Origin of the sequence: Streptomyces sp. NPDC004266 (assembly GCF_042874095.1) — a bacterium.
Lineage (GTDB): Bacteria > Actinomycetota > Actinomycetes > Streptomycetales > Streptomycetaceae > Streptomyces.
Window position 1 is genome coordinate 676,750 of sequence record NZ_JBIAMM010000001.1, and the last position, 23,196, is coordinate 699,945.

Below are 23,196 nucleotides of genomic sequence, written 5' to 3' on the forward strand. Positions count from 1 at the left end.
TTCTAGAGTCCCTTGATCGTGATGGTGATGGTGGAGCCCTCGGGCGCGGTCTCGCCGCCCTTCACGGACTGGCTCGCGACCGTGTCGCCGAGATAGGGGAAGGACTTCTTGACCTCCACCTCGAAGCCCGCGTCCTCCAGGGTCGCACGCGCGTCCGCGGTCGACCGGTCCGTCACGTCCGGGACCTCGACCGGCTTCGGCCCCTTGGAGACGGTGAGGGTGATGACGTCGCCCTCGGCGGCCCGGCTGCCCCCGGCGAGGGACTGGGCCGCGACGGTGCCGGCGGCCTCGGGGGAGTTGATCCGCTCCGGGGCGACCCGGACGGTGAGCCCCTCCTCCTGGAGGGCGGCCGTGGCGTCGGCGACGGTCTCGCCGCTGACGTCGGGGACGTCGATCGGGGAGCCCTTGCTGACCACCAGGGCGACGGCCGAGTCGGGGCTGCGCTCGGTGCCCGGCTCGGGGTCGGAGCCCGTCACGGAGCCCTGTGCGACGGAGTCGCTGAACTCCTCGGTGATCACCCCGGGCGCCAGGCCCTCCTGCTTCAGGAGGCGCTTGGCCTCCGCGAGCGGCTTGCCCTTGAGGTTGGGCACCTTCACGGTCTCCGGGCCGCGGGAGAGCGTGAGGGTGACCGTGCCGTTGCCCCGGACGCGCTCGCCGGGGGCCGGATCGACGGCCATGACCGTGCCGCGCTCGTACACGTCGCTGAAGGCGCGCTTCGTGGTGCCGACGTCGAGACCGGCGTCGGTGAGGCGCTTCGTCGCGGCGGCCTCGGACTGGCCGAGGACGGCGGGGACCCGGGTGAACTGGCCGGAACCGATGTACCAGACGCCGGTGCCCAGGCCGAGGGCGAGCAGGACGGCGACGACGACGAGGAGGGGGCCGCGCGGGGGCAGGCGGCGGGCGGCGGGGGGTGCCTCCGGGGCGGGCAGCCGGTTGGTGCGCAGGACGTCGGCTTCCGCGGGTACGGGACGGGCGATCACGCTCGTCCGGTCCTCTGCGGTGTCCCGGGCCCCGGACCGCGCGAGCGGAGGCACCGCGTCCAGCTGCTCGTCGCCGAGCCCCGCACGGGCCTCCCGGAGCAGGCCGAGCAGGGCGACGGCGTCGTGCGGACGGAGCTCGGGATCGCGGGCCGTGGCCGCCGCGACCAGCTCGTCCAGCTCCGGGGCGAGCCCGGGGACGGTCGCCGAGGGGGCGGGCACGTCGGTGTTCAGGTGCTGGTAGAGCACCTGGGCCGGGGTGTCGCCGGAGTGCGGCTTGCCGCCGGTCAGCATCTCGTAGAGGACGACACCGCAGGCGTACACGTCGGCGCGGGTGTCGGCGGTGCCGTGCTCGATCTGCTCCGGCGCGAGGTACGAGACCGTGCCGAGGACCGCGCCGGTCGTGGCCGTCGCCGAGCCCACGGCCCGCACGAGACCGAAGTCGGCGACCTTCACCCGGCCGTCGTCCCCTATCAGGACGTTCTCCGGCTTCATGTCCCGGTGCACGAAACCCGCCCGGTGCGCTGCGCCCAGCGCGGCGAGCACCGGCTCCAGGATGTCGAGCGCGGCACGGGGCGAGAGGGCGCCGCGCTCGCGCAGGACGTCGCGGAGGGTGCAGCCGGCGACGTACTCCATCGCCAGGTAGACGTACGCGCCCTCGGCGCCCTGGTCGAAGACCCCGACGACGTTCGGGTGCGCGAGCCGGGCCACGGACTTCGCCTCGCGGATGAACCGCTCGACGAAGGCGGCGTCGGCGGCGAGGGCCGGGTGCATCACCTTGAGCGCGAGGACGCGGTCGAGGCGGGTGTCGACGGCCCGGTAGACGGTGGCCATCCCGCCGACGGCGATGCGCGCGTCGACGCGGTAGCGGCCGTCGAGCAGCCGCCCGACGAGGGGGTCCTGAAGGGTCGTGTCCACGGCGACGAGTCTACGAGCCGGGGGCGGGGGGCTCGTGCGGTCGGGGCGGGACTGCAGCGCACCTGTGACGCGCCCGACCGGGCGGCGCCCCGGCTCCCGCCCGCGGGGCGGTGCCCCCGACCACCCGCCGTGTGGGCAGTCGTCCCGCCCCAGCGGAACGCCTGCCCACAACGGGGTGCGGGGCCGGGTGGGTCAGAAGGCTGGGCGTTCCGGGTCCAGGTGGGCCCGGCCCGTGGCCGGGGAGGACGCGGAGGCGAAGTGGCGCCGGGGAATGCGCCCCGCCCGAAAGGCCAGCCGCCCCGCCGAGACCGCGTGCCGCATCGCCGAGGCCATCAGCACCGGCTCCTGCGCCCGCGTCACCGCCGACGCCAGCATCACCGCCGCGCACCCCAGTTCCATCGCGAGCGCCACGTCCGAGGCGGTCCCCGCGCCCGCGTCGAGGATCACCGGGACCTCGGCCCGTTCGACGATCAGCTGGAAGTTGTGCGGGTTGCGGATGCCGAGTCCGGAGCCGATGGGGGAGCCGAGCGGCATGATCGCCGCGCAGCCCGCGTCCTCCAGCTTCCGGGCCAGGACGGGATCGTCGTTGGTGTAGGGGAGGACGACGAAGCCGTCGTCGACGAGGGTCTCGGCCGCGGCCAGGAGCTCCTCGCCGTCCGGCAGGAGGGTGCGCTCGTCGGCGACGACCTCCAGCTTGATCCAGTTCGTGCCGAGCGCCTCCCGGGCCAGGCGGGCGGTGAGGACGGCCTCGCCCGCCGTGTAGCAGCCCGCCGTGTTCGGCAGGACCCGGATGCCGAGGCGTTCCAGGACGGAGAGGACCGAGCCCTGGACGGTCGGGTCCAGGCGCCGCATGGCGACCGTGGTGAGTTCCGTACCGCTGGCGGAGAGGGAGCGTTCCAGGACGTCGAGGCTGGGGGCGCCGCCGGTGCCCATGATGAGGCGGGAGGAGAAATCCGTACCGCCGAGGGTGAACACGTCGTCGGACATTCCGGTCAGCCTCCCTGCACCGCGGTGAGGACCTCCACCCGGTCGCCCTCGCCGAGCAGCGTCGTGGCCCACTCGCCGCGCGGCACGACCGTCTCGTTGAGCGCCGCCGCGACGCCCGAGGGGGCCGTGGTCAGGGTCGCCACGAGGGCGTCCAGGGAGAGGGGACCGGAGAGCTCACGCGACTCTCCGTTCACGGACACGTTCATGCGGGCTGCTCCTGTCGTGCGGGGGAGAAACGTCGGGGGGTGAAGGGGCGTGCCTCGTCGGGGAGGGCGCCGGTGGTCAGCGCCTCGGCCATGGCGTCGCCGGTGACGGGGGTGAGCAGCACCCCGTTGCGGTAGTGGCCGGTGGCCAGGTGCAGACCGGGCAGGTCGGTGGGGCCGAGCAGCGGCGCGTTGTCGGGGGAGCCGGGGCGCAGTCCGGCCCGCGTCTCGGTGAGCGGCAGCTCGGTGATGCCCGGGACGAGCTCGTGGGCGTCGCGCAGCAGCTCGTACACCCCGCCCGCCGTCACCGTGGTGTCCCAGCCGAGCTCCTCGCTGGTGGCGCCGACGACGAGCTCGCCGTTCTCGCGGGGCACCAGGTAGACGTGGCTGCCGCGGACGACGGCGCGGACGGTGCGGGAGAGGAAGGGGGCGTACGCGGGCGGCACCCGCAGCCGGAGGACCTGGCCCTTGACGGGGCGGACCGGCGGCAGCACCTCGTCGGGCACGCCCGCGAACCGCCCGCTGAGGCTGCCCGCGGCGAGGACGACCTGGTCGGCCGTCAGCTCCTCGCCGTCGGCGAGCACGGCGCCGCGCGCCCGGTCCCGCACGACCGTGAGCCGCTCCGCGAGGGTCCGGTGGAAGACGACCCCGGCCCGCTCGCAGGCGCGCAGGAGCGCGGCGGCCAGGCGGCGCGGGTCGACCTGGTGGTCGCCGTCGACCCGCAGTCCGCCCCGGACGCCGGGTGCCAGCATGGATTCGAGCCGGCGGCACTCACGGCCGCTGAGCCATTCGGAGACGAGCCCGCAGCGGGTCTGCAGGGCGTGCAGTTCGCGCATGTGGGCCCGGTCGTCGGCGTCGAGGGCGACGGCGAGGGTGCCGCAGGCGCGGTAGCCGACGTCGTGGCCGGCGGCCTCCTCCAGTTCGGCGACGAAGCCGGGGTAGCGCGCGGCGGAGGCGAGGTTGAGCCCGAGCAGGGTCTCCTCGCCGTAGTGGAGTTCGGTGACGGCGGCGAGCATGCCGGCCGCGACGCGCGCGGCCCCGCCGCCCGGGTCCGGGTCGACGACGGCGGTGCGCAGTCCGCGCTGCGCGGCCCGCCAGGCCGTGACCAGGCCGATGACGCCGCCTCCGACCACGAGGACGTCGGAGACACGGACACGAGAAGAACGCATGGGCGTCCAGCCCCTCCCTTCGCCGGCATGACCCGGATCAGGTTCGTACGGTCGGAGGCCGTCCCAGCCTCCCTCTCAGCCCGGTGCGTCCGGGCTCCCGCGAGTGCTTTACGCCCGCCAGACTAGCCCGCGCCGCCGGGCGGGCCACAGACCCCTCCCTCACCCCTCCTTTCCTGACGATCCGTCAGATGCGTAAGGTGGTCGGGTGAGCGAGCAGAAGCAGGCCCAGCAGCACGTCGTGATCGTCGGCGCCGGAATGGCGGGCGTCCAGACCGCCGTCGCCCTGCGCGAGCAGGGCTTCACCGGCCCCGTGACCCTCATCGGGGCCGAACCCCACCAGCCCTACGACCGGCCGCCGCTCTCCAAGGCGATCCTCCTCGGCAAGGCCGAGGACTCCGCCTTCGAGATCGACTTCGAGGACCTCGGCATCGAGCTCCGGCTCGGCCTGGACGTCACCGGACTGCGCGCCGCCGACCACGAGATCGACACCGAGGCCGGACCCGTCGCGTACGACACCCTGGTCGTCGCCACCGGCGCCCACCCCGTCACCCTGCCCGGCACCGACGGCGTCCCCGGCGTCCACCTGCTGCGCACCCTCGACGACGCCGTGCGCCTCGGGCCCGTCCTGGAGCGCCGCCACTCCGTCGTGGTCGTCGGCGCCGGCTGGATCGGCGCCGAGTTCGCCACCGCCGCGCGCGAGGCGGGCTGCGCCGTCACCGTCGTCGAGGCCGCCGACCGCCCCCTCGCGGGAGCGCTGCCCGCCGAGGTCGCCGCCCCCATGGCCGAGTGGTACGGGGCGAGCGGCGCCGAACTCCTCACCCACGCGCGCGTGGACACCGTCGAGGCCGGTGAGCCCGGCCGCGTCGTCCTCGCCGACGGCCGCGAACTGCCCGCCGACGCCGTCGTCGTCGGCATCGGCGCCCGCCCCGCCACCGGCTGGCTCACCGGCTCCGGCATCGCCCTCGACCCGAGCGGCGCCGTCACCGCGGACGACCGGCTGCGCACCTCCCTGCCCGATGTGTACGCCGTCGGCGACTGCGCCTCCTTCCCCTCCGCCCGCTACGGGGAGCGGCTCCTCGTCCACCACTGGGACAACGCGCTCCAGGGGCCCCGCGCGGTCGCCGCGGCGATCACCGGCACCGCCGACGCGCCGTACGACCCGGTGCCGTACTTCTGGTCCGAGCAGTTCGGCCGCTTCGTCCAGTACGCGGGACACCACGCGGACGCCGACGAGCTGCTGTGGCGCGGCGACCCGGCCGACGAGGCCTGGTCCGTGCTCTGGCTGCGGGCCGGCGTGCCGGTGGCCCTCCTCGCGGTCGGCCGCCCGCGCGACCTGGCCCAGGGCCGCAGGCTGATCGAGGCCGCCGTGCCCGTCGACCCCGAGCGCGCGGCGGACCCGTCCGTCCCCCTGAAGGCGGCAGCCCGGTAGGGCCCGACTACCGGCTGTCAGTCCGGGATGGCAGGCTTGTCCTGTGACCGAGATTGACGTAAAGATCGATGCTCTCGTCCCCGCCTGGCTCAACCTGCCCGAGATCGCGGAGATGCTCGATGTCGAGGTGACGCGCGTGCGGCAGCTGGTCAAGGAGGGCCAGCTCATCGCCGTGCGCCGCGGACCGAACAACGCGCTGTACGTGCCCGCCGCCTTCATCCAGGGCGACAAGGTCGTCAAGGGTCTGGTCGGGACCCTGACGCTGCTGCGGGACGACGGCTTCACCGACGAAGAGATGCTGGAGTGGCTCTTCACTCCGGACGAGAGCCTGCCGGGCACGCCCGCGCAGGCGCTCGGCGAGAACCGCGGCACGGAGGTGAAGCGCCGCGCCCAGGCGCTCGCCGTCTGACGCGTCCGCGCCGACGTACGCACGCACCGAAGACACCACCAGCGGGTGTCGCGGCGCCCGCCCCTCAGGGGCCGGGCGCCGCGGCATCGGCACGAGAACGGGGGGAACCCGCCCATGTCCACGCCTCGCGAGCGACTCGCCGACGCCCGGCTCTACCTGTGCACCGACGCCCGGAAGCGCCAGGGCGACCTGCCGGACTTCCTCGACGCCGTGCTCTCCTCCGGCGTGGACGTCGTGCAGCTCCGCGACAAGGGCATGGAGGCCGGTGAGGAGCTGGAGCACCTCGCCGTCTTCGCCGACGCCGCCCGCCGGCACGGCCGGCTCCTCGCGGTGAACGACCGGGCCGACGTCGCCCACGCCATCGGCTCCGACGTCCTCCACCTCGGCCAGGGCGACCTGCCCGTCCCCGCGGCCCGCGCGATCCTCGGCGACGAGGTGCTGATCGGCCGCTCCTGCCACGCCGAGAGCGAGGTGGCCGCGGCCGCCGCCGAGCCGGGCGTGGACTACTTCTGCACCGGCCCCTGCTGGCCCACCCCCACCAAGCCCGGACGGTACGCGCCGGGGCTCGGCCTCGTGCGGTACGCGGCGGAGCTGGCCCAGGACCGGCCCTGGTTCGCCATCGGCGGCATCGACGAGACCAACCTCGACGAGGTCCTGGACGCGGGCGCCCGCCGGATCGTCGTCGTCCGCGCCATCACCGAGGCCGCCGACCCGGCCGCCGCGACGGCCGCCCTCGCCAAGCGCGTCCGCGAGCGCGCCGAAGCCTGAGCCGCACGCCCGCGGGGGCCCGGCGCGCCCGGCCCCGTCCGGCGGCCGTCCGACCTCCGTCCGACAGCTGTCCGAAAAGGTGTCCACCACTCGGACGGGGTGTACGCGGTTCCCTGGACCGCGTCTAACCTGCCGGTATGGCCCTTGGTACCGCTTCCGTCCGATCGGACCGTGCACGCACGGTCCGCGAGATCCTCGCTGCCGGTGACACGTCGTACTCCTTCGAGTTCTACGCGCCCCGCACCGAGAAGGGCGAGCAGGTCCTCTGGAACGCCATGCGCCGGGTCGAGGCGGTCGGCCCCAGCTTCGTCTCCGTGACCTACGGCGCCGGCGGCTCCACCCGCGGCGGCACCGTCAAGGCCACCCAGAAGATCGCCTCCGACACCACGCTCACCCCCGTCGCCCACCTGACGGCCGTCGACCACTCCGTCGCCGAGCTGCGGAACATCCTCGGCCAGTACGCCGACGCGGGCATCCGCAACATGCTCGCCGTCCGGGGCGACCCGCCGGGCGATCCGCTGGGCGAGTGGATCGAGCACCCGGAGGGCGTGAAGTACGCCGCCGAGCTCGTCCGGCTGATCAAGGAGTCGGGAGACTTCTGCGTCGGCGTCGCCGCCTTCCCGGAGATGCACCCCCGGTCCACGGACTGGGACACGGACATCCGGCACTTCGTGGACAAGTGCCGTGCGGGCGCCGACTACGCGATCACCCAGATGTTCTTCGACCCGGAGAACTACCTGCGGCTGCGCGACAGCGTGGCGAAGGCGGGCTGCGAGACCCCGATCATCCCCGAGGTCATGCCCGTCGTGAACGTGAAGACGCTCGACCGGCTGCCCCAGCTGAGCAACGCCGTCTTCCCCGCGGACGTGAAAGAGCGCATCCTCGCCGTCAAGGACGATCCCGCCGCTGTACGCTCCATCGGTATCGAGTTCGCGACGGAGTTCTGCGCGCGTCTGCTCTCCGAGGGTGTCCCCGGACTGCACTTCATCACGCTCAACAGCTCCACCGCGACGCTCGAGATCTACGAGAATCTCGGACTGCACCAGCAGTCGTGACCGGTCGTACCCGCCCCGACCCGCGGCGGTGACCGTGGAGAGGGGCGGCGGGGCATGGGGTGGACGGTCCTCTACATCGCGTTCGGCGTGGTCGCACTGTGGCTGCTGGGGGAGGTGCTCCTCCAGTACAAGGCGCGGCTGCGCTGGCGCCTGCTCGCCTTCGGCGGCTTCCTCTGCGTGGTCCTGGGCGTCCTGCTGCCCTCGGTCCTCGTCATCGTCGCCGGAGCCGTGGCCTTCGCCGTCGGCCAGACCTATGTGACGCTCTCCTTCCGCCGCGGCTTCTCCACCGGCTGGGCGATCGGCGGCAACCCGGGCGCGAGCCGTCGCCGCAAGGCCGCCGCGCCGGCCGGGGCCGGACCCACCCTGGAGGTCACCGAGCTCTCGTACGACACGGTGGACGGCGGGTACGGCACGGAGGACGGGGCCGGTCACGACGGGCACCCGGAGACCGCCGCCGAGACGACCGCGGTCTACGAGCCCCAGCCGATGCCCGAGGACACCGGCCAGTACGGCGTCTACGACACCACCGGCCAGAGCGCCGGAGCCGGATACGGCACGGGGTACGACCCCTACGCCTCCGCGTACCAGCAGCCCGGGTACGAGCAGAACTCCTACGAGCAGCCCGGCTACGAGCAGCAGCCGGCCTACGACTACGGCGCCGCCGGGCAGCAGCAGTACGCCGCGTACTCCGACCCGTACATCGGCCCGGGCACCGACGGCCAGCAGTACGGCTCCTACTACGGCGACCCGTACGCCCCCTCGTACGCCTACGACACCCCGCCCGGCGGCGTCTGGGTCCCGCAGCAGCGCGACACCGAGCAGGCCCCGCAGCAGCCGCAGAGCCCGTACGGCTACGAGCAGCCGCACCCGGACGACCAGTACCGCTACTGACGACCAGTACCGCTACTGAGGACCCGGCCCCCGCGGCTCCTAACGGGAGCCGCGGAAGTCCGCCCCCTCCACGATGAGCCCGGCGACCAGCGCGCCGGACATGCCCGCGTGGGCGAGCCCGCCGCCCGGGTGCGACCAGCCGCCCGCGAAGTACAGGCCCGGCAGCGGGGAGCGGTTGGCGGCCGGGAGGAGCCGGCCGTCCGCCCCGGCCAGCGCGGGTCCCGGCACCTCGGCGGCGCCCGTGTCCCGCCGGACGTCCTCCGGGGTGCGGACGTGCCGCCACAGCAGCCGCTCCGCGAGCCCCGGCACCGCCCGCCCGGCCGCCTCGACCATCCGGTCGGCGAAGGCCTCCCCGTCCCGGCCGGGGGAGGTGCGCACGGTCGCCGTGACCGTCACCGACTCGTGGTCCCCGTCCGGGCGCAGCGCCGGGTCGTCCGGGCGCAGCACGGTCACCGTGGGCCGCCCGCCCTCCGCGTGCACGACGGTCCGGTGGACGGCGTCCGCCTCCCGGGGGCCGCGCAGGGCCAGACAGACCGTCATCCGGCCCGTGCCGTTCGCCTGGTGGCGAGGGACGTCCGGGCCGTGGTGGAGCGCGGCCACCGGGGCCCCGGACACCACGTGGTCGGCCTCGACGGTCTCGCCGCCGGCCGTCCGCACCCCGGCCGCCCGGCCGCCCTTCTCCACGACGGCCTCGACGGGCGCGTCGAACACGAACTCCACGCGCCGCTTCCGGCACCGCTCGTACACCGCGTCGGCGAGCGCCCGCAGGCCCCCGCCCACGTACCAGCTGCCGAAGGTCTGCTCCATGTACGGCAGGACGGCGGCCGAGGCCGGGGCGGTCGCCGGGTCGAAGCCGTACGACCACGCGTACGCGTCGAGGAGGGCCGCGAGCCGGGGGTCGCGCAGCTCCCGCGCCCCGACCTGGGCGAGCGTCGTCGTCGGGCGCCGCAGCAGACCCGCCTTCAGGGCCGGGTACGGCTCACGGGACAGCGGCGCCGGGTCCGCCGGCTGCGGCTCCTCCAGGAGCGGGCGGCGGGTCCGGTCCCAGGCCTCGCGGGCCCGCGTCAGGAAGTCGCCCCAGCGCTCGCCCGCGCCCGCGCCGAGCGCGGCGTCCAGGGCGGAGACCGTGCCGGCCCGGGAGGCGTTCGGCAGGTCGACGCGGGTGCCGTCGGCGAAGACGTGACGGGCCGCGGGATCGACCTGCGTCAGCGCGACGCACTCCTCCAGGGGCTCCTTGCCGGTCTTCACGAACAGGTCCCGGTAGACGGCGGGCAGGTGCAGCAGCCCGGGGCCGGTGTCGAAGGCGAAGCCGTCGCGCGCGAAGCGGCCGACCGCGCCGCCGTACGTCGACGTCTTCTCGTAGACCGTCACCGCGTGTCCGGCGACCGCCAGTCGGGCCGCCGCCGCCATGGCGCCGAGTCCCGCGCCGATCACCACAATCCGTGCCATGCGGACGAGACTATCCGGCGCCCCCGGCACCGCCGGAGGGCAGGCCGGGCCCGGTCAGAAGTGGTCCGAGCCGTCGTCCGGCGGGGCGTGGACCCGTGGTCGCGCCCCCGGCGCCGCGAGCCGTCCCTCCTCCCGGCGCCGCGACCAGCGCCGCCAGCCGCGGCGGATCTGCTTGGCCAGGAAGACCAGTATCGCCAGGCCCGACAGGAGCAGGACGGCCGCGACGACCGACGCCGCCACGGGATGGAAGAGGGCGAAGGTGACGATCGCCGCCACCCCGAGGTCCTCCGCCAGGCTCAGCACGATGTTCGAGAACGGTTCCGGCGAGGTGTTGACCGCCATCCTCGTCCCGGCCTTGACGAAGTGGCTGAGCAAGGCCGTCGAACCGCCGACCGCACCCGCCGCCAGCTCCGGCAGCGAACCGTTCTGCCCGGCGAGCAGGGCGCCGACCACGGCCCCCGCGACCGGCCGGACCACCGTGTGGACGGAGTCCCACATCGAGTCGACGTACGGAATCTTGTCCGCCACCGCCTCGCACAGGAACAGCACGGCCGCCGCGACGAGGACATCGGTGCGCTGCAAGGACGCGGGCACCTCGTCGGTCAGCCCGGTCGCGCCGAAGACGCCGAACAGCAGGACCACCGCGTACGCGTTGATCCCGCTCGCCCAGCCGCTGGTGAACACCAGGGGGAGTACGGACACGTCCGCGATCGTAACCAGGACTGAGTACCCGTACCTAGGGGTCGAGATGAGTAGGCGCGCGGATGGGGCCGGGCGCGCCCGGAGGAGAGAGTGGAGCCCACGGAAGGGGCGCGGCTCCGGTACCGCCGGCACGGGGCTGCGGAACGGGGCCGCGCACCTGCCGGCACGGGGGGCGAAAGGAAGGCCGGTGCGGTGAGGCTCGGGGGGATCGAGCCTCACCGCACCGGCCTTTTCGCGGCCCCGGCCGCGTCAGCGGCCGCCGACGCGGCCGTGCAGCAGGCGGGAGAGCGCCGCGTGCACGTCGTCGAGCGACCGCTCGCTCTGGAAGGCCTGCCAGTCGAGCGCCGCCACCAGCACCATCCCGACCAGCGCCGCCGCCGTCAGCTGGACGTCGATCTCCTCGCTCAGCTCACCGGCCGCGACCCCCTCGCGCAGCACCCCCTCGACCACCGCCACGGCCTCCTGACGCACCACCAGGAGCGTGGAGTTCCAGGCCCGGTTGGTGCGCCAGAGCTCGGCCACGTACAGCTGGGTGAAGGCCGGGTAGCGGTCGATGAAGACGAGGCCCGCGCGGATCATCGCGTCCAGCGCGTCGACCCGGCTGCCGCCGCGATCGGCGGTCTCCTCGGCCGCCGCGCGCAGGGAGGCGGTGAGCAGCGACACCCCGTGGCGCAGCAGCTCCTCGAAGAGCTCGGTCTTGCTCTTGAAGTTGTAGTAGACCGTGCCCTTGGCGACGCCGGCCCGCTCGGCGATCTCGTCCACCGTCGTCGCGGAGAAGCCCTGTTCCGCGATGAGGGTGACGGCCGCCTCGTAGAGCTTGGTGCGCGTGGCCTGGCGTCGGGTGCTGCTGCTGTCCATGGCGTCGATTCTCACAGGTTCAGAGCGACAGTTCGGGGTGGAGCCGGTCGAGCGTCCACACCTGCTTCTTGCGCGCCGAGACGGCGGTCAGGGCCAGGGCGCCCACGGTGAAGGCTGCCAGGACCGCGCAGGCCTGCCAGACCGGTCCGATCCCGCCGCCGGTGATCAGCCGGCGCAGCGCCTCGACCACGTAGCTCATCGGCAGGAACGGGTGGACGGCGTTGAAGAAGGCCGGGCTGGTCTGGACGGGATACGTGCCGCCCGCCGAGGTCAGCTGGAGCATCAGGAACGCGAGCACCAGGATCCGGCCCGCCGCGCCGAAGCGGGCGTTGAGCCACTGGATGATCGCGGCGAAGCAGCAGGTGACGAGGGCGAGGAAGCCGATCGTGCCGGCGGCCCGGGTCATCTGGAGGCCGAGGCCCCAGTGCAGGACCGACATCAGGGCCGCGACCTGGAGGACGCCGATGGCCGCGACCGGGAGCCAGCCCGCCAGCGCGATCCGCCAGGCGGAGCCGCCCGCGGCGAGGGCGCGCCGGTTCAGCGGCTGGATGATCATGTACGCGACCATCGCGCCGACCCAGAGGGAGAGCGGGATGAAGTACGGGGCGAAGCCCGTGCCGTAGTTCGGCGCCTTGTGCAGGGACTGCGAGGCCAGCTTCACCGGGTCGGCCATGACCTCCGTGCGCCGGTCGCGGTCCTGCTTGTCGTAGTCGGGGATCCGGTCGACCCCGTCCTTGAGTCCGGTGGCGAGGGTGCCCGAGCCGTCGGCCAGCTTGAACAGACCGCCGTCGAGGGCGCCCGCGCCCTTCTTGAGCTTGCCGACACCGGTGTCGAGGCTGACCGAGCCGGCCTTCGCCTCGGTGATGCCGGTGTGCAGCCGGTCCGCGCCCGCCGCGACCTTCTTGGCGCCGGCGTTGAGCTCGTTGATCTTCCTGATGGCGCCCTCGACGTCCTCGTCGAGGTGCGGGGCGCGGGCGGCCAGCTCGTCGGCCTGCTTCACGAGCTTGGCCAGGCGCGCGTCCAGCGTCTTCAGGTCGTCGGTCTGGCCCTTGGTGAGCTCGTGCACGTCGTCGGCGATCGTCGCCACGTCGGCGGCGGTGACCGTGGCCTCCTTGAGCTTCCCGCAGATCCTCGGGTCCAGCGGGGGAGCGGTGGGCGGGGCGTCCACGCAGATCTCGCGGTGGAGCCGGGCGAGACCGTCGTCGGCCTTGTGGGCGGCGGCGCGGACCTGGGGCGCGTGCTCCACCAGGTCGTCCAGGTTGTGGCGGACGGCCGTGGCGGAGTCGGAGACGAGCCGGGCGGTGTCGCGGATCGACTTGCCGTTGTTCGCCAGGTAGGGCCGGACCTTGTCCGCCGTGCCGTTCACCTTGTCGGCGAGGGTCTGGGTGCCGTTCGCGACCTTGCGGGAGCCGTTCTCCAGGTCCTTGGCGCCCTTGTCGAGCTTCTTCAGGCCGGCGGCCAGGTCGCCGCTGCCGTCCTTGGCGTCCGTGAGGCCGTCCGACAGGCTCTTGGAGCCCTTCTTCGCCTTGTCCACGCCCTGCTTGAGGTCGGCCGCGCCCTTGGCGGCCTTCGCGGTGGCGTCGTGGATGTCGGAGAAGGAGATGAAGATCTTGTCGAGGAAGGTGCGCGAGGACTTCGTGGAGGCCGCGGTGCGCACCTCGGAGAAGACCGTCCGGGAGATCTGGCCGACGATGTAGTTGTTGGCGTCGTTCGTCCGCACCCGGAGCGCGCCCGTCTCGGGGGAGTCGCCGGAGCTGGAGGCGATGCGGCTGCTGAAGTCGCCGGGCATGGTCAGGGACAGGTAGTACGTCCCGTCCTCCACGCCCGCGCGTGCCTCGGCGTCGCTCACCCGGTGCCATTCGAAGGTCTCGCTCTTCAGGAGCCCCTCGGTGATGTCGTCACCGGCGTGGATCTCCTTGCCGCCCGCGGTGGCGCCCCGGTCCTCGTTGACGAGGGCGACGGGGATCCTGTCGAGCCTGCTGTACGGGTCCCAGAACGAGTACAGGTACAGGGCGCCGTACAGCAGGGGCAGCAGCAGGATCGCGACGAGCGCGGCGCGCGGCAGCTTCCCCCTGCCGAAGCGCTTCAGCTCAAGCGCGGCCAGTTTCGGCGAGCGCATCGGCCGCCCCCTCCTCGGTCGTGGCGTCGGTGGTGTCGTCGGCCGCGGTCTCCCCGACGGCGGCCTGGTCGGCGTCGGGGACGCCGGTGGTGGCGTCCGCCGGGGCGCGGCCTTCGGCGCGCTCCTCGGCGCCGGGCTCCGCGGCGGCGGTCTCCGCGTCGGAGGCCGGGGCCCCGGGGGCGCCCGGGGCGGCCTCGCCGGTGAGCGTCGTGATGCGCAGGGCGTCCTCGGGGGCCTCGCTGCAGACGGCGAGGACCGTCGTCCCGGCGGCGGCCAGGGAGCGCAGCAGCGCCCACGCCTCGGCGCGGTCGGCGTCCGAGAGCTTCAGGTCCGTGTCGTCCACGGCGAGCAGCCGGGGACGGGCGATCAGGGCGAGGGCGATCGAGAGCCGCAGCGCCTCGAGGCGCTCCAGGTCCCGTACGGAGGTCCGCTCGCCCTTCGGCAGGGCGGCGAGGTCCAGCCCCGCGGCCGCCACGGCCTCCTCGATCCGGGCCCGGGCCGTCGCGGCCCGCTCGGCGGGGCGGCGCAGGAGCGCCCGTACGGAGCCGTCGTAGCGGCGCTGGAGCAGGGCCCGCTCGCGCAGGTGCTCGGCCACCGTGAAGGCGGGATCGAGCTCGCTGACGCCCGGGACCTGGCCGAGCGCGCTGATCCGGCGCACGGCGGCCATCCTGCGGGGCAGGGGGAGTCCGCCGACCTCGGCGTGCCCCTCCTTGGCCTTCATCCGGCCGGTGAGCGCGAGCAGCAGACAGGTGCGCCCGGAGCCCGAAGGGCCCTCGATGGCCACCAGCGCGCCGGGCTCGGCGCGGAAGGAGACCTGCCGGAAGGCCCAGCCCCGCGGCCCCTTCAGTCCGAAGCCGTCCGCGACGACGGCGGCGCCGTGCGGCTGCTCCTCGGTTTCCGTGCCCACGGACTCACCCCCCATTCCCCTTTTTGAACTGACCAGTCAGTTCAAAAGTTACCCCCGAGTTGGACTTCAGGCAAAACCCCAGGTCAGCGTGATTGTCAGTGGGGCGCGACACGATGAACACATACGGCCACAGCGCCGTCACGCGACGACAGGAGGCTCGACATGGCCGGCCCTTCCGCAGCAGCCGCGCCCCGCCGCCGACCCGCCCCGGGGGAGACGGGACCCGCATCCGACATCCACCCCGTCCCGCGCCGCTCCGCCGCCCCGCCCGCCGCCCTCGACCTCCTCGCCAAGTCCCACGCCGGACTCGTCGAGGCCGCCGCCCTCGACCGCCCCCACGAGCGGTACGCCACCGCCCACCTCGCCGCCCTGCGCGCCGCGGCCGCCGTGCTCGCCGCCCGGGCCGGGCCCGACACCCGTCCCCGCCACCGGCAGCGGATAAGGAGCACCTGGGAGCTCCTCCCCGACCTCGCCCCCGAGCTGACCGAATGGAGCGCCCTCTTCGCCGCCGGCGCCCAGCGCCGGGCCCGCGCCGAGGCCGGCATCAGCGGCGCGGCCACCCGGCGCGAGGCCGACGACCTGCTCAGGGACGCCGCGCACTTCCTGCGCCTGGTCGAGAGGCTGCTCGCCCTCCGGCCCGTCCCGCCCCGCAGGTCCGGGACCGACGAGTCCGGAGGATGATCCGAAAGGCAGGGGCGAGGCCATAGGGTGGGGAGCGTCCGTACCCGTCACCGAGGAGTCAACAGCCGTGCCGGACCCTTCCCCTGTCTTCGGTCGAGAGGCGTCGTCGCGTCCGTCGCGCGCCTCCCTGCGTACCGCCGTCGTCTGGGACGTCCTCAAAGACGCCCTGGACCGCCGGGTCGAGGCGACCGGGAAGGACAGCCTCGACGTCCTCGACACGGGCGGCGGCTCCGGCAACTTCGCGGTGCCGGTGGCCCGCCTCGGCCACCGGGTCACCGTCGTCGACCCCAGCCCCAACGCGCTCTTCGCACTGGAGCGCCGGGCCGCCGAGGCCGGCGTCGCCGACCTCGTCACCGGCGTCCAGGGCGACATCCGCGGCCTCTTCGACGTGGTCGGGCGCGAGGAGTACGACACCGTGCTCTGTCACGGCGTCCTGGAGTACGTCGACGACCCCGCCGAAGGCGTGCGGAACGCCGCCGCCGCGCTCCGCCCCTCCGGCAGCCTCAGCCTGCTCGCCGCCGGAGTCGGCGGCGCCGTCCTCGCCCGCGCCCTCGCCGGCCACTTCACCGAGGCCCGGCACGCGCTCGACGACCCGGCCGGCCGCTGGGGCGCCGGCGACCCGGTGCCCCGGCGCTTCACCGCCGACCAGCTCACCGAGCTCGCCCACGAGGCCGGACTCGAGATCGGCGCCGTGCACGGCGTCCGGGTCTTCGCCGACCTGGTCCCCGGTGCCCTCGTCGACACCGAGCCCGGCGCCGCCGAGGCCCTGCTCAGGCTGGAGGCGGCCGCCGCGGAGCTGCCCTCCTTCCACGCCATCGCCACCCAGCTGCACCTTCTCGGCGAGAAGAAGGCCTGAACGGAACGCCCACCCGTTCGGCGGTGCGGGCCGGGCGCTCCATGGAGTACGCCACAGCCCGCCCGATGAGGGGCTTCGCCCCGTATGATCGGGGGACACCATCCGGCATGACGGAGAAGGGCCTGGGGAATCAACGCCTCAGCAACCGATCCGCATGGCGGCCCGGATTGGCTATTCGGCATTGAGGGCGGGTTTCACGGGGGCGATTCCCTGCCTATCCTGAAAGGGCCGCAAACCGGTCGCCCCCGCGACCGACGACTAGGAGGACTCCGTGCCGCTCTCGGAGCACGAGCAGCGAATGCTCGAGCAGATGGAGCGAGCGCTGTACGCCGAAGATCCCAAGTTCGCGACAGCGCTCGAGGGAAGCGGACTGCGTACGTACACCCGGCGACGGGTCTACCAGGCAGTCGCCGGCTTCCTGGTGGGTATCGCGCTCCTCATGGCCGGAATGGTCGCACAGCAGATCTGGATCAGCGTGGTGGGATTCCTCGTCATGCTGGGCTGCGCGGTCCTGGCGGTCACCGGATGGCGCAAGGCGCCGAAGCCGGGTGAGCAGCGGGCCAGGGGCGGGATGGCGGCCGGTGGCCGTCAGACCCGGCAGCGACGCTCCATGATGAACCGGATCGAGGAGCGGTGGCAGCGCCGCCGCGACGAGCAGCAGGGTGGCGGCCACTGACGGCGTCCGAGCGGTAGCCCCGCCCCCGAACCGACCGAGCCCCGCAGGGCCGGCGCCCCTCAGCGCGCCTCCCCTGCGGGGCTCGTCCCGTCCCTGGACCTGCGCGCGGGCCCGCGGCGCGCTTGGCGGGGCGGTGCTCTTCCGCCCCCCTCCGTGTGGGCAATCGTCCCGCTGGGGCGGGACGGGTGGGCACACGGGACGGCGCCCTTCAGCGGCGCTCCCGCGTTCCGCGCCTGGACCCGCACCACGAGTGCGCCGTACCTGCCGGTGCGGGTCCAGGGACTGAAGCCTCTGGCGCCGGCAAGGGGCGCCGTTCCGTTGTGCCCACCCGTTCCGCCCCTTGCGGAACGCATGCCCACAACGGGGCGCGGAGGGGGTGGGCACCGCCCCGGTGGAGCGGCTGCCCACAACGGGGTGGCGCGGGGTGGGCACCGCCCCGGTGGAGCGGTGCCCGCGGCGGGCGCGGCCCCGCACCGCCGGGCGGGGCCGTCAGTTCGTTCCGTGGGCGCCCCGGCGGAGGAGGGTCGACGCCCGGGTTCTCACGGTCTCGGCGCGCGTCCTCGCCGCCGCCCAGCGGGACGAGGCCGTCCAGCGGAGGCGGACGGCCGAGCGGGGCGCCAGAAGGGCGCGGAGCCGCCCGCGCCGGTCGGCGCCCGCGTGGAACCCGGCCCGGACCCGCGCCGCCTCGGCGGCCAGGCCCGCGACGGGCTGCGGCCGGGGCGCGTACAGCACCTCCTCCACCGCCCGCGCCACCCGGTGCACCGCGTCCGCGGACTCGCCCCGCAGCTCACCGAGGCGGACGATCCGCGCCGCCGCCTTCCGGGGCGTCAGCGAGTCGTCGGGCTCGACCCCGTGGTCCCAGGCCGTGTCGTTGACCTCCTCCCAGACCGCGAGCGTGTCCGAGCCGAGCCGGCGGGCCCGGACCCGGGTCCGCCACAGCAGGGGGAGGAAGGGGAGGGCGAGGACGAGTACGGCCGCCAGGGACAGCAGCGTCACCGCCAGGGGGTCGGGACCGGAACCGTCGGAGGACGCCCCGGCCACCGCCTCGTCCGGACCGCAGTCGCCGAGCTTCCGCTCCTGCGGGGTGCAGCTCGCCGAGGCGCTGGGCGCGGCGGACGGCTGCGCCGAGGCGCTCTGCTGCGGCTGCGCGGGCCCGGTGGCCGTGCCCGAGGGCGTGTTCTCCCGGGTGTAGGAGGGGGTGGAGCCCCGCGAGGGGGTCGGCTCGAACCGGGTCCAGCCGGCGCCCTCGAAGTACAGCTCGGGCCAGGCGTGCGCGTCCCGGATGCCGACGGAGACCGAGCCGTCGGTCTGGGTGGTGCCGGGCATGAAGCCCACGGCCACGCGGGCCGGGATGCCGAGCGAGCGGGCCATCGCCGCCATGGAGAAGGAGAAGTGGACGCAGAAGCCCTCCTTGTCCCTCAGGAAGCGGGAGATCGCCTGCACACCGGTGCCGGACACGACGTCGACGTCGTAGCGGAAGCCGCCGTCCCGGGCGAACCAGTCCTGGAGCTTCACCGCCCGCTCGTAGTCGTTGCGCGCGCCCCTGGTGACCGAGAGGGCCGTCGTCCGCACGTCGGCGGGCAGCGTCGAGGGCACCTTGGTGTACTCGCGGCGCAGCTTCTCCGGGACGGGCCCGGCGCCGGCCAGCTGCTCGGCCGTCGGCCGCACGTCCAGGCTGGCGACCTGGTAGCGGGCGCCCTTGGTGGTCTGCTTGTCGTCGCCGACGAGCATCCGGCCGGCCGGCTCGTAGCGCCAGCGGCCGTCGATGTCGACCCGGCCGGCCGGGTACGGCATGGGCAGCCACTTCTGCTCGTACGCTTCGGAGGCGACGAAGTTGCTGGTCACCTCGGTGATCTTGACGCTCTGGGAGAGGCCGTCCGGCCAGGGCAGCTGCTCGGGCACGTCCTCGATCGGGCGGACCGAGGACTTCCACGAGGTGCCGTCGAACTGGTCGAGCGCGACGAGCCGCAGGTACATGCCGCTGGTGTCGCGGGCGTTGGTCCGGTAGCGGATGACCTCCCGGTCCTCCGGCTGGCGCAGATTGTTCTGGAGGGAGACCAGCGGGTTCACGGCGGAGATCGTGCCGCCCTTGCCGGCGCCCCCGTCCCCCTCGCCGTTCCCGCCGAAGAGGCCGCCGGAGAAGCCCGGCAGCGCGAGCGGCGCCACCAGCGCGACGCCCATGGCGACGGCGCCGATCCGGCGGCCGGTGCGGGCCGGGGCGAAGGCGGGGCCGCCGCCGGAGGCGACGGTCGAGCCGGGGCGTCCGGAGCGCTGGGCGCCGCCGAAGACCCGTCCCCACTGGGAGAGCCGGTCACGGCCCTCGGCGAGGAGCAGCAGCAGATAGCCGGAGGCCGCGAGGAGGAACCAGAGCCAGCCCGCGCCGCCGCCGGAGAGCCCGGCGGCCACCGAGTACAGGGCGAGCAGCGGCAGGCCGGCCGGGGCCGCCTTGCGGAAGGTGACCGCGAGGGCGTCCACCAGGAGCCCGATCGCGACGACGCCGCCGACCAGCATGAGCCGGATGCCCTCGGTGTCGGGCGCGGGGATCGCGTACCGGCCGACGTCCTCGGCGCCCGCCCGGAACAGCTCCACGGCGTGCGCGAGGGCCTCGGGGCCGGGGAAGAGCCAGAGGACGGCCTGCTCGCGGGCGAAGAACAGGGTCAGCGCGAGGAGCACGGTGACGGTCTGGGCGAGGAGGGTCAGCGGCCGGGCCAGCGGCACCCGCCGCGCCAGCGTGCCGACCCCGCTCACCAGGGCGAGGAGGAAGGCCGCCGTGAAGATCCAGGTCGCCGGCTTCACCAGGGGGAGCAGCGCCCCTGCCGCCATCAGGGTGGCGCCCCAGGAAGCGAGCGTCAGCCGTGTGCGGCCGCTCATGACCATCCTCCGTAGGTGTCGGCGGCGGCGGTCTCCGGACGGAGCCCGGCCGCCTGCTGCCAGAGGTCGGTGAGCGAGGCGCCGGGCGGTACGGCGAGCGCCGTCCAGCCCGCCTCCCGCAGCTGCCGCACCCGGTCCTCGACGGCTCCGGCGACCGCGCCGCCGGTGAGCCAGGTGCCGGAGTCCAGGACGAAGGCGACGGCCGCGCCGGTCCGCCCGCGCATCCGGGCGGTGAGGGCCGCCTGCTCCTCGTCGAGGTCGCCGAGGAAGGCGATGAGCAGTCCGTCGCCGCCGCCGCGCAGCACGTCGGAGGCGCGGGAGAGCCCGGCCCCCTCGGAGTGGTCGACGACCGCGAGGGTGTCCATCATCAGCCCGGCCGCCTCGGCCGAGTCCTGCGCCGAGCCGGCGAAGCCCTCGGCCCCCTCGCCGGGGATCGCGCTGCCGGTGTCGGTGAGCAGCCGGACCGCGTAGCCGCGCTCCAGCATGTGGACCAGCGCGGAGGCGGTGCCGGAGACCGCCCACTCGAAGGCGGAGTCGGGGCCCGCGCCCTGGAAGGCGATCCGGCGGGTGTCGAGGAGGACGGTGCAGCGGGCCCGCTGGGGCAGCTCCTCGCGGCGGACCATCAGCTCGCCGTAGCGGGCGGTGGAGCGCCAGTGGACCCGGCGCAGGTCGTCGCCGTGGCGGTAGGTGCGCGGGATGACGTCGTCGTCGCCGGCGAGCGCGAGGGAGCGCGACTGCCCGTCCCCGTACCCCGAGGCCTCGCCGAAGAGCTTCACCGGCGGCAGGGCCTCGGTCCGGGGCACGACGGTGAGGGTGTCGTACGCGCTGAAGGAGCGGGTCAGCTCGCACATCCCGAAGGGGTCGTTGAGCCGCAGCTGGAGGGGGCCCAGCGGGAAGCGGCCGCGCAGGTCGGAGCGGACCCGGTAGGACACCTCGCGCCGCCCGCCGGCCTCGACCCGGTCGAGGACGAAGCGGGGGCGGGGGCCCAGCATGTACGGCACGTGGTCCTGGAGCATCAGGAGGCCGGTGGGGAGCTTGGAGACGTTCTCCATCCGCAGCTGGACCCGCGCCTCGGTGCCGGTCTCCACCCGCTGGGGGGTGAGCCGGCGGGAGGCGGCGACCCGGTAGCGGGTCCGGTGCAGGACGAGGACGCAGATCAGCGGGAGGGCGGCGAGCAGCAGCCCGACGCGCAGCAGATCGGCCTGGCCGAGGACGTACGCGCAGACGGCGGCGGCCACCCCGGCGGCGAGGAAGGAGCGGCCGCGGGTGGTGAGACCGCCGAAGGCGGCCCGCAGCCCGCCCCGGTCGTCCTCGTCGCCCCGCTGTCCGTCCGACACGGTGGCGCCACTCATCACAGCCGCCGGGCGCCGGGCTGCTGCTGGCCGTAGAGCGGTCCGGAGGGCGGGGCCGCGGTCGGGACGGGGGTGCGCTGCAGGATGTCCTGGACGACCTGCTCGGCGGTGCGGCGGTTCAGCTGGGCCTGCGCCGTCGGCAGCAGCCGGTGGGCGAGGACGGGTGAGGCGAGGGCCTGGAGGTCGTCGGGCAGGACGTAGTCCCGGCCGCTGAGCGCCGCGGAGGCCTTGGCGGCCCGCAGGAGGTGGAGCGTGGCCCGGGGGGAGGCGCCGAGCCGCAGGTCGGGGTGGGTGCGGGTGGCGGCGACGATGTCGACCGCGTACCGGCGGACGGCGTCGGCGACGTGGACCCCGCGCACCGCGTCGATCAGCTTGAGGATGTCGTGGGCGTGGGCGACGGGCTGGAGGTCGTCCAGCGGGGAGACCGCGCCGTGCACGTCGAGCATCTGGAGTTCGGCCTCGGCGCTCGGGTAGCCGATGGAGACCCGGGCCATGAAGCGGTCGCGCTGGGCCTCGGGCAGCGGGTAGGTGCCCTCCATCTCGACCGGGTTCTGGGTGGCGACGACCATGAACGGGCTGGGCAGCTCGTACGTCTGGCCGTCGACCGTGACCTGGCGCTCCTCCATGGACTCCAGGAGCGCGGACTGGGTCTTCGGCGAGGCGCGGTTGATCTCGTCGCCGATCACGATCTGGGCGAAGATCGCGCCCGGCTTGAACTCGAAGTCCCGTCGCTGCTGGTCGAAGATCGACACGCCGGTGACGTCCGAGGGCAGCAGGTCGGGGGTGAACTGGATGCGGCGCACCGAGCAGTCGATGGACCGGGCCAGCGTCTTGGCCAGCATGGTCTTGCCGACGCCGGGGACATCCTCGATGAGGAGGTGCCCCTCGGCGAGCAGCACGGTCAGCGAAAGCCGTACGACCTCGGGCTTGCCCTCGATCACACTCTCCACCGATCTGCGGACTCTCTCCACAGTGGTGGTCAGATCAGCGAGGCTCGCTCGATCGTCATAGGTCGTCACCCCGGCCCTCCTCGGCCTTTCGGAACTGTCGTCCGGGCATTGTGGTCGGCGCGGCCGGACCGTGTCACTTGCCCGCGGACAAGTGGGAGGGAAATGCCGGGGTTTGACGGGTTACGCCGGGTCGATCTCACGCAGCAGACCGGTCGTGACGTCGAAGACGAAGCCGCGGACGTCGTCGGAGTGCAGCAGGAAGGGGGAGGTCCGCACCCGCTGCATCGACTGCCGGACGTCCTGGTCGACGTCACGGAAGGCCTCGACCGCCCAGGCCGGCCGCTGGCCCACCTCGTCCTCCAGCTCGTGCCGGAAGTCCTCGGTGAGCGACTCGAGGCCGCAGTTCGTGTGGTGCACCAGCATCACGCTGCGGGTGCCGAGGGCGCGCTGGCTGATGGTGAGCGACCGGATCACGTCGTCGGTGACCACGCCGCCCGCGTTGCGGATGGTGTGGCAGTCGCCGAGTTCGAGTCCGAGGGCCGCGTGCAGATCGAGGCGGGCGTCCATGCAGGCGACGACGGCGACGCGCAGGACGGGGCGCGCGTCCATTCCCGGGTCGGTGAAATGGGACGCGTAGCGGGCGTTGGCCTCGACGAGACGGTCGGTGACCGTGGGGCCGGTGAGTATGGCGTCGGCGGAGGGGTGCGCGGAGGTCGACATGGTTCCGACGTTAATGGTCACGGGCCTTCCGGGCCTGCTGTGAGGACGGACGAAGGGCCCCGATCGGCCTTGCTGTGAGCCATGCCACAGGCACGGGCGGCTCCGCCCCCGAACGGGTGAGCCGCCCGGAGGGTCCGGACCGGGCGCCGGTGCCGGGCGACGCGCCAGCCGGTTGATTGACCGGCGGGTCCCGTGGACTAAAGTGACGCGGAGTTCACGGAGACAACGAGCGATTTCCCGCGGTTTCTC

At 74.2% G+C, this 23,196-nt stretch carries 21 protein-coding genes and 1 riboswitch; of the genes, 8 read left to right on the forward strand and 13 right to left on the reverse strand.

Features of this window, described 5'->3' with window-relative positions; genetic code table 11:
* Positions 1–2 precede the first annotated feature (2 nt).
* The 4 genes from pknB to thiO all read right to left on the reverse strand — a co-directional run bounded on the left by pknB (position 3) and on the right by thiO (position 4,254).
* Positions 3–1,895, reverse strand: coding sequence for a Stk1 family PASTA domain-containing Ser/Thr kinase (pknB, locus tag ACFYUZ_RS03030; protein WP_389305750.1), 1,893 nt, complete (start codon positions 1,893–1,895; stop codon positions 3–5).
* A gap of 192 nt (positions 1,896–2,087) precedes the next feature.
* Positions 2,088–2,882 (reverse strand): thiazole synthase, encoded by a 795-nt coding sequence (locus ACFYUZ_RS03035; protein WP_389305752.1) that lies wholly within the window; start codon positions 2,880–2,882, stop codon positions 2,088–2,090.
* Positions 2,883–2,887: 5 nt separating this feature from the next.
* On the reverse strand, positions 2,888–3,088 hold the full coding sequence (gene thiS, locus ACFYUZ_RS03040) for a sulfur carrier protein ThiS (protein ID WP_030693430.1): 201 nt from the start codon (positions 3,086–3,088) through the stop codon (positions 2,888–2,890).
* Positions 3,085–4,254 carry a glycine oxidase ThiO gene (gene thiO / locus ACFYUZ_RS03045; RefSeq protein ID WP_389305754.1) on the reverse strand — a complete coding sequence of 390 codons (1,170 nt, stop codon included), beginning with the start codon at positions 4,252–4,254 and terminating at the stop codon, positions 3,085–3,087. Before thiO ends, thiS begins: the two co-directional genes overlap by 4 nt.
* A riboswitch (TPP riboswitch) is annotated at positions 4,252–4,365 on the reverse strand. It overlaps the preceding gene by 3 nt.
* 145 nt (positions 4,366–4,510) lie before the next feature.
* Between thiO and ACFYUZ_RS03050 the strand changes: the two genes are divergently transcribed.
* The 5 genes from ACFYUZ_RS03050 to ACFYUZ_RS03070 all read left to right on the forward strand — a co-directional run bounded on the left by ACFYUZ_RS03050 (position 4,511) and on the right by ACFYUZ_RS03070 (position 8,806).
* Entirely contained in the window at positions 4,511–5,683 is a 1,173-nt protein-coding gene (locus ACFYUZ_RS03050) for an NAD(P)/FAD-dependent oxidoreductase (protein WP_389306259.1), read from the forward strand.
* Positions 5,684–5,726: 43 nt separating this feature from the next.
* Positions 5,727–6,092: an Rv2175c family DNA-binding protein gene (locus tag ACFYUZ_RS03055; protein ID WP_389305756.1), complete on the forward strand. Its 366-nt coding sequence runs from the start codon at positions 5,727–5,729 to the stop codon at positions 6,090–6,092.
* 114 nt (positions 6,093–6,206) lie between these two features.
* Positions 6,207–6,860, forward strand: coding sequence for a thiamine phosphate synthase (gene thiE / locus ACFYUZ_RS03060; RefSeq protein WP_389305758.1), 654 nt, complete (start codon positions 6,207–6,209; stop codon positions 6,858–6,860).
* A gap of 137 nt (positions 6,861–6,997) precedes the next feature.
* Positions 6,998–7,915 (forward strand): methylenetetrahydrofolate reductase [NAD(P)H], encoded by a 918-nt coding sequence (metF, locus tag ACFYUZ_RS03065; protein ID WP_389305759.1) that lies wholly within the window; start codon positions 6,998–7,000, stop codon positions 7,913–7,915.
* A gap of 54 nt (positions 7,916–7,969) precedes the next feature.
* Positions 7,970–8,806, forward strand: a complete 837-nt coding sequence (locus tag ACFYUZ_RS03070) for a hypothetical protein (RefSeq protein ID WP_389305761.1) — start codon at positions 7,970–7,972, stop codon at positions 8,804–8,806.
* Between the two features lie 39 nt (positions 8,807–8,845).
* Here ACFYUZ_RS03070 and ACFYUZ_RS03075 read toward each other — a convergent pair whose 3' ends face one another.
* The 5 genes from ACFYUZ_RS03075 to ACFYUZ_RS03095 all read right to left on the reverse strand — a co-directional run bounded on the left by ACFYUZ_RS03075 (position 8,846) and on the right by ACFYUZ_RS03095 (position 14,841).
* Complete coding sequence (locus tag ACFYUZ_RS03075; RefSeq protein ID WP_389305763.1) at positions 8,846–10,255, reverse strand: phytoene desaturase family protein; 1,410 nt, start codon at positions 10,253–10,255, stop codon at positions 8,846–8,848.
* Between the two features lie 54 nt (positions 10,256–10,309).
* On the reverse strand, positions 10,310–10,957 hold the full coding sequence (locus ACFYUZ_RS03080; RefSeq protein ID WP_389305765.1) for a DUF4126 domain-containing protein: 648 nt from the start codon (positions 10,955–10,957) through the stop codon (positions 10,310–10,312).
* Positions 10,958–11,206: 249 nt separating this feature from the next.
* Positions 11,207–11,815: a TetR/AcrR family transcriptional regulator gene (locus ACFYUZ_RS03085; RefSeq protein ID WP_389305767.1), complete on the reverse strand. Its 609-nt coding sequence runs from the start codon at positions 11,813–11,815 to the stop codon at positions 11,207–11,209.
* 19 nt (positions 11,816–11,834) lie between these two features.
* Positions 11,835–13,934, reverse strand: a complete 2,100-nt coding sequence (locus tag ACFYUZ_RS03090; RefSeq protein WP_389305769.1) for a YhgE/Pip family protein — start codon at positions 13,932–13,934, stop codon at positions 11,835–11,837.
* Positions 13,906–14,841, reverse strand: coding sequence for an ATP-binding cassette domain-containing protein (locus ACFYUZ_RS03095; protein WP_389305771.1), 936 nt, complete (start codon positions 14,839–14,841; stop codon positions 13,906–13,908). Before ACFYUZ_RS03095 ends, ACFYUZ_RS03090 begins: the two co-directional genes overlap by 29 nt.
* 162 nt (positions 14,842–15,003) lie before the next feature.
* Between ACFYUZ_RS03095 and ACFYUZ_RS03100 the strand changes: the two genes are divergently transcribed.
* The 3 genes from ACFYUZ_RS03100 (at position 15,004) to ACFYUZ_RS03110 (ending at position 17,054) form a co-directional block, all read left to right on the forward strand.
* The gene (locus tag ACFYUZ_RS03100; RefSeq protein WP_389305773.1) at positions 15,004–15,522 is read left to right on the forward strand and encodes an SAV_6107 family HEPN domain-containing protein; all 519 of its coding nucleotides are present in this window, start codon (positions 15,004–15,006) and stop codon (positions 15,520–15,522) included.
* A 67-nt stretch (positions 15,523–15,589) separates the two neighbouring features.
* Positions 15,590–16,378: a class I SAM-dependent methyltransferase gene (locus tag ACFYUZ_RS03105; protein ID WP_389305775.1), complete on the forward strand. Its 789-nt coding sequence runs from the start codon at positions 15,590–15,592 to the stop codon at positions 16,376–16,378.
* Positions 16,379–16,649: 271 nt separating this feature from the next.
* Complete coding sequence (locus ACFYUZ_RS03110) at positions 16,650–17,054, forward strand: DUF3040 domain-containing protein (RefSeq protein WP_030693444.1); 405 nt, start codon at positions 16,650–16,652, stop codon at positions 17,052–17,054.
* Between the two features lie 489 nt (positions 17,055–17,543).
* Here ACFYUZ_RS03110 and ACFYUZ_RS03115 read toward each other — a convergent pair whose 3' ends face one another.
* The 4 genes from ACFYUZ_RS03115 to ACFYUZ_RS03130 form a co-directional block, all read right to left on the reverse strand.
* Positions 17,544–19,925 (reverse strand): DUF3488 and DUF4129 domain-containing transglutaminase family protein, encoded by a 2,382-nt coding sequence (locus ACFYUZ_RS03115; protein WP_389305777.1) that lies wholly within the window; start codon positions 19,923–19,925, stop codon positions 17,544–17,546.
* Positions 19,922–21,277 (reverse strand): DUF58 domain-containing protein, encoded by a 1,356-nt coding sequence (locus ACFYUZ_RS03120; protein ID WP_389305779.1) that lies wholly within the window; start codon positions 21,275–21,277, stop codon positions 19,922–19,924. The genes ACFYUZ_RS03115 and ACFYUZ_RS03120 overlap by 4 nt, the downstream gene beginning before the upstream one ends.
* Positions 21,277–22,296 (reverse strand): AAA family ATPase, encoded by a 1,020-nt coding sequence (locus tag ACFYUZ_RS03125; RefSeq protein WP_389305781.1) that lies wholly within the window; start codon positions 22,294–22,296, stop codon positions 21,277–21,279. The genes ACFYUZ_RS03120 and ACFYUZ_RS03125 overlap by 1 nt, the downstream gene beginning before the upstream one ends.
* A 111-nt stretch (positions 22,297–22,407) precedes the next feature.
* Positions 22,408–22,947: a beta-class carbonic anhydrase gene (locus ACFYUZ_RS03130; protein ID WP_389305783.1), complete on the reverse strand. Its 540-nt coding sequence runs from the start codon at positions 22,945–22,947 to the stop codon at positions 22,408–22,410.
* Positions 22,948–23,196 lie beyond the last annotated feature (249 nt).

What these genes read in the sequence shown, in the direction of transcription:
- ACFYUZ_RS03035 (WP_389305752.1), bottom strand. Translation starts at nt 2,882, where the DNA reads ATGTCCGACGACGTGTTCACCCTCGGCGGTACGGATTTCTCCTCCCGC.
- thiS (WP_030693430.1), bottom strand. Translation starts at nt 3,088, where the DNA reads ATGAACGTGTCCGTGAACGGAGAGTCGCGTGAGCTCTCCGGTCCCCTC.
- thiO (WP_389305754.1), bottom strand. Translation starts at nt 4,254, where the DNA reads ATGCGTTCTTCTCGTGTCCGTGTCTCCGACGTCCTCGTGGTCGGAGGC.
- ACFYUZ_RS03050 (WP_389306259.1), top strand. Translation starts at nt 4,511, where the DNA reads ATGGCGGGCGTCCAGACCGCCGTCGCCCTGCGCGAGCAGGGCTTCACC.
- thiE (WP_389305758.1), top strand. Translation starts at nt 6,207, where the DNA reads ATGTCCACGCCTCGCGAGCGACTCGCCGACGCCCGGCTCTACCTGTGC.
- metF (WP_389305759.1), top strand. Translation starts at nt 6,998, where the DNA reads ATGGCCCTTGGTACCGCTTCCGTCCGATCGGACCGTGCACGCACGGTC.
- ACFYUZ_RS03070 (WP_389305761.1), top strand. Translation starts at nt 7,970, where the DNA reads ATGGGGTGGACGGTCCTCTACATCGCGTTCGGCGTGGTCGCACTGTGG.
- ACFYUZ_RS03075 (WP_389305763.1), bottom strand. Translation starts at nt 10,255, where the DNA reads ATGGCACGGATTGTGGTGATCGGCGCGGGACTCGGCGCCATGGCGGCG.
- ACFYUZ_RS03085 (WP_389305767.1), bottom strand. Translation starts at nt 11,815, where the DNA reads ATGGACAGCAGCAGCACCCGACGCCAGGCCACGCGCACCAAGCTCTAC.
- ACFYUZ_RS03090 (WP_389305769.1), bottom strand. Translation starts at nt 13,934, where the DNA reads ATGCGCTCGCCGAAACTGGCCGCGCTTGAGCTGAAGCGCTTCGGCAGG.
- ACFYUZ_RS03100 (WP_389305773.1), top strand. Translation starts at nt 15,004, where the DNA reads ATGGCCGGCCCTTCCGCAGCAGCCGCGCCCCGCCGCCGACCCGCCCCG.
- ACFYUZ_RS03115 (WP_389305777.1), bottom strand. Translation starts at nt 19,925, where the DNA reads ATGAGCGGCCGCACACGGCTGACGCTCGCTTCCTGGGGCGCCACCCTG.
- ACFYUZ_RS03120 (WP_389305779.1), bottom strand. Translation starts at nt 21,277, where the DNA reads ATGAGTGGCGCCACCGTGTCGGACGGACAGCGGGGCGACGAGGACGAC.
- ACFYUZ_RS03130 (WP_389305783.1), bottom strand. Translation starts at nt 22,947, where the DNA reads ATGTCGACCTCCGCGCACCCCTCCGCCGACGCCATACTCACCGGCCCC.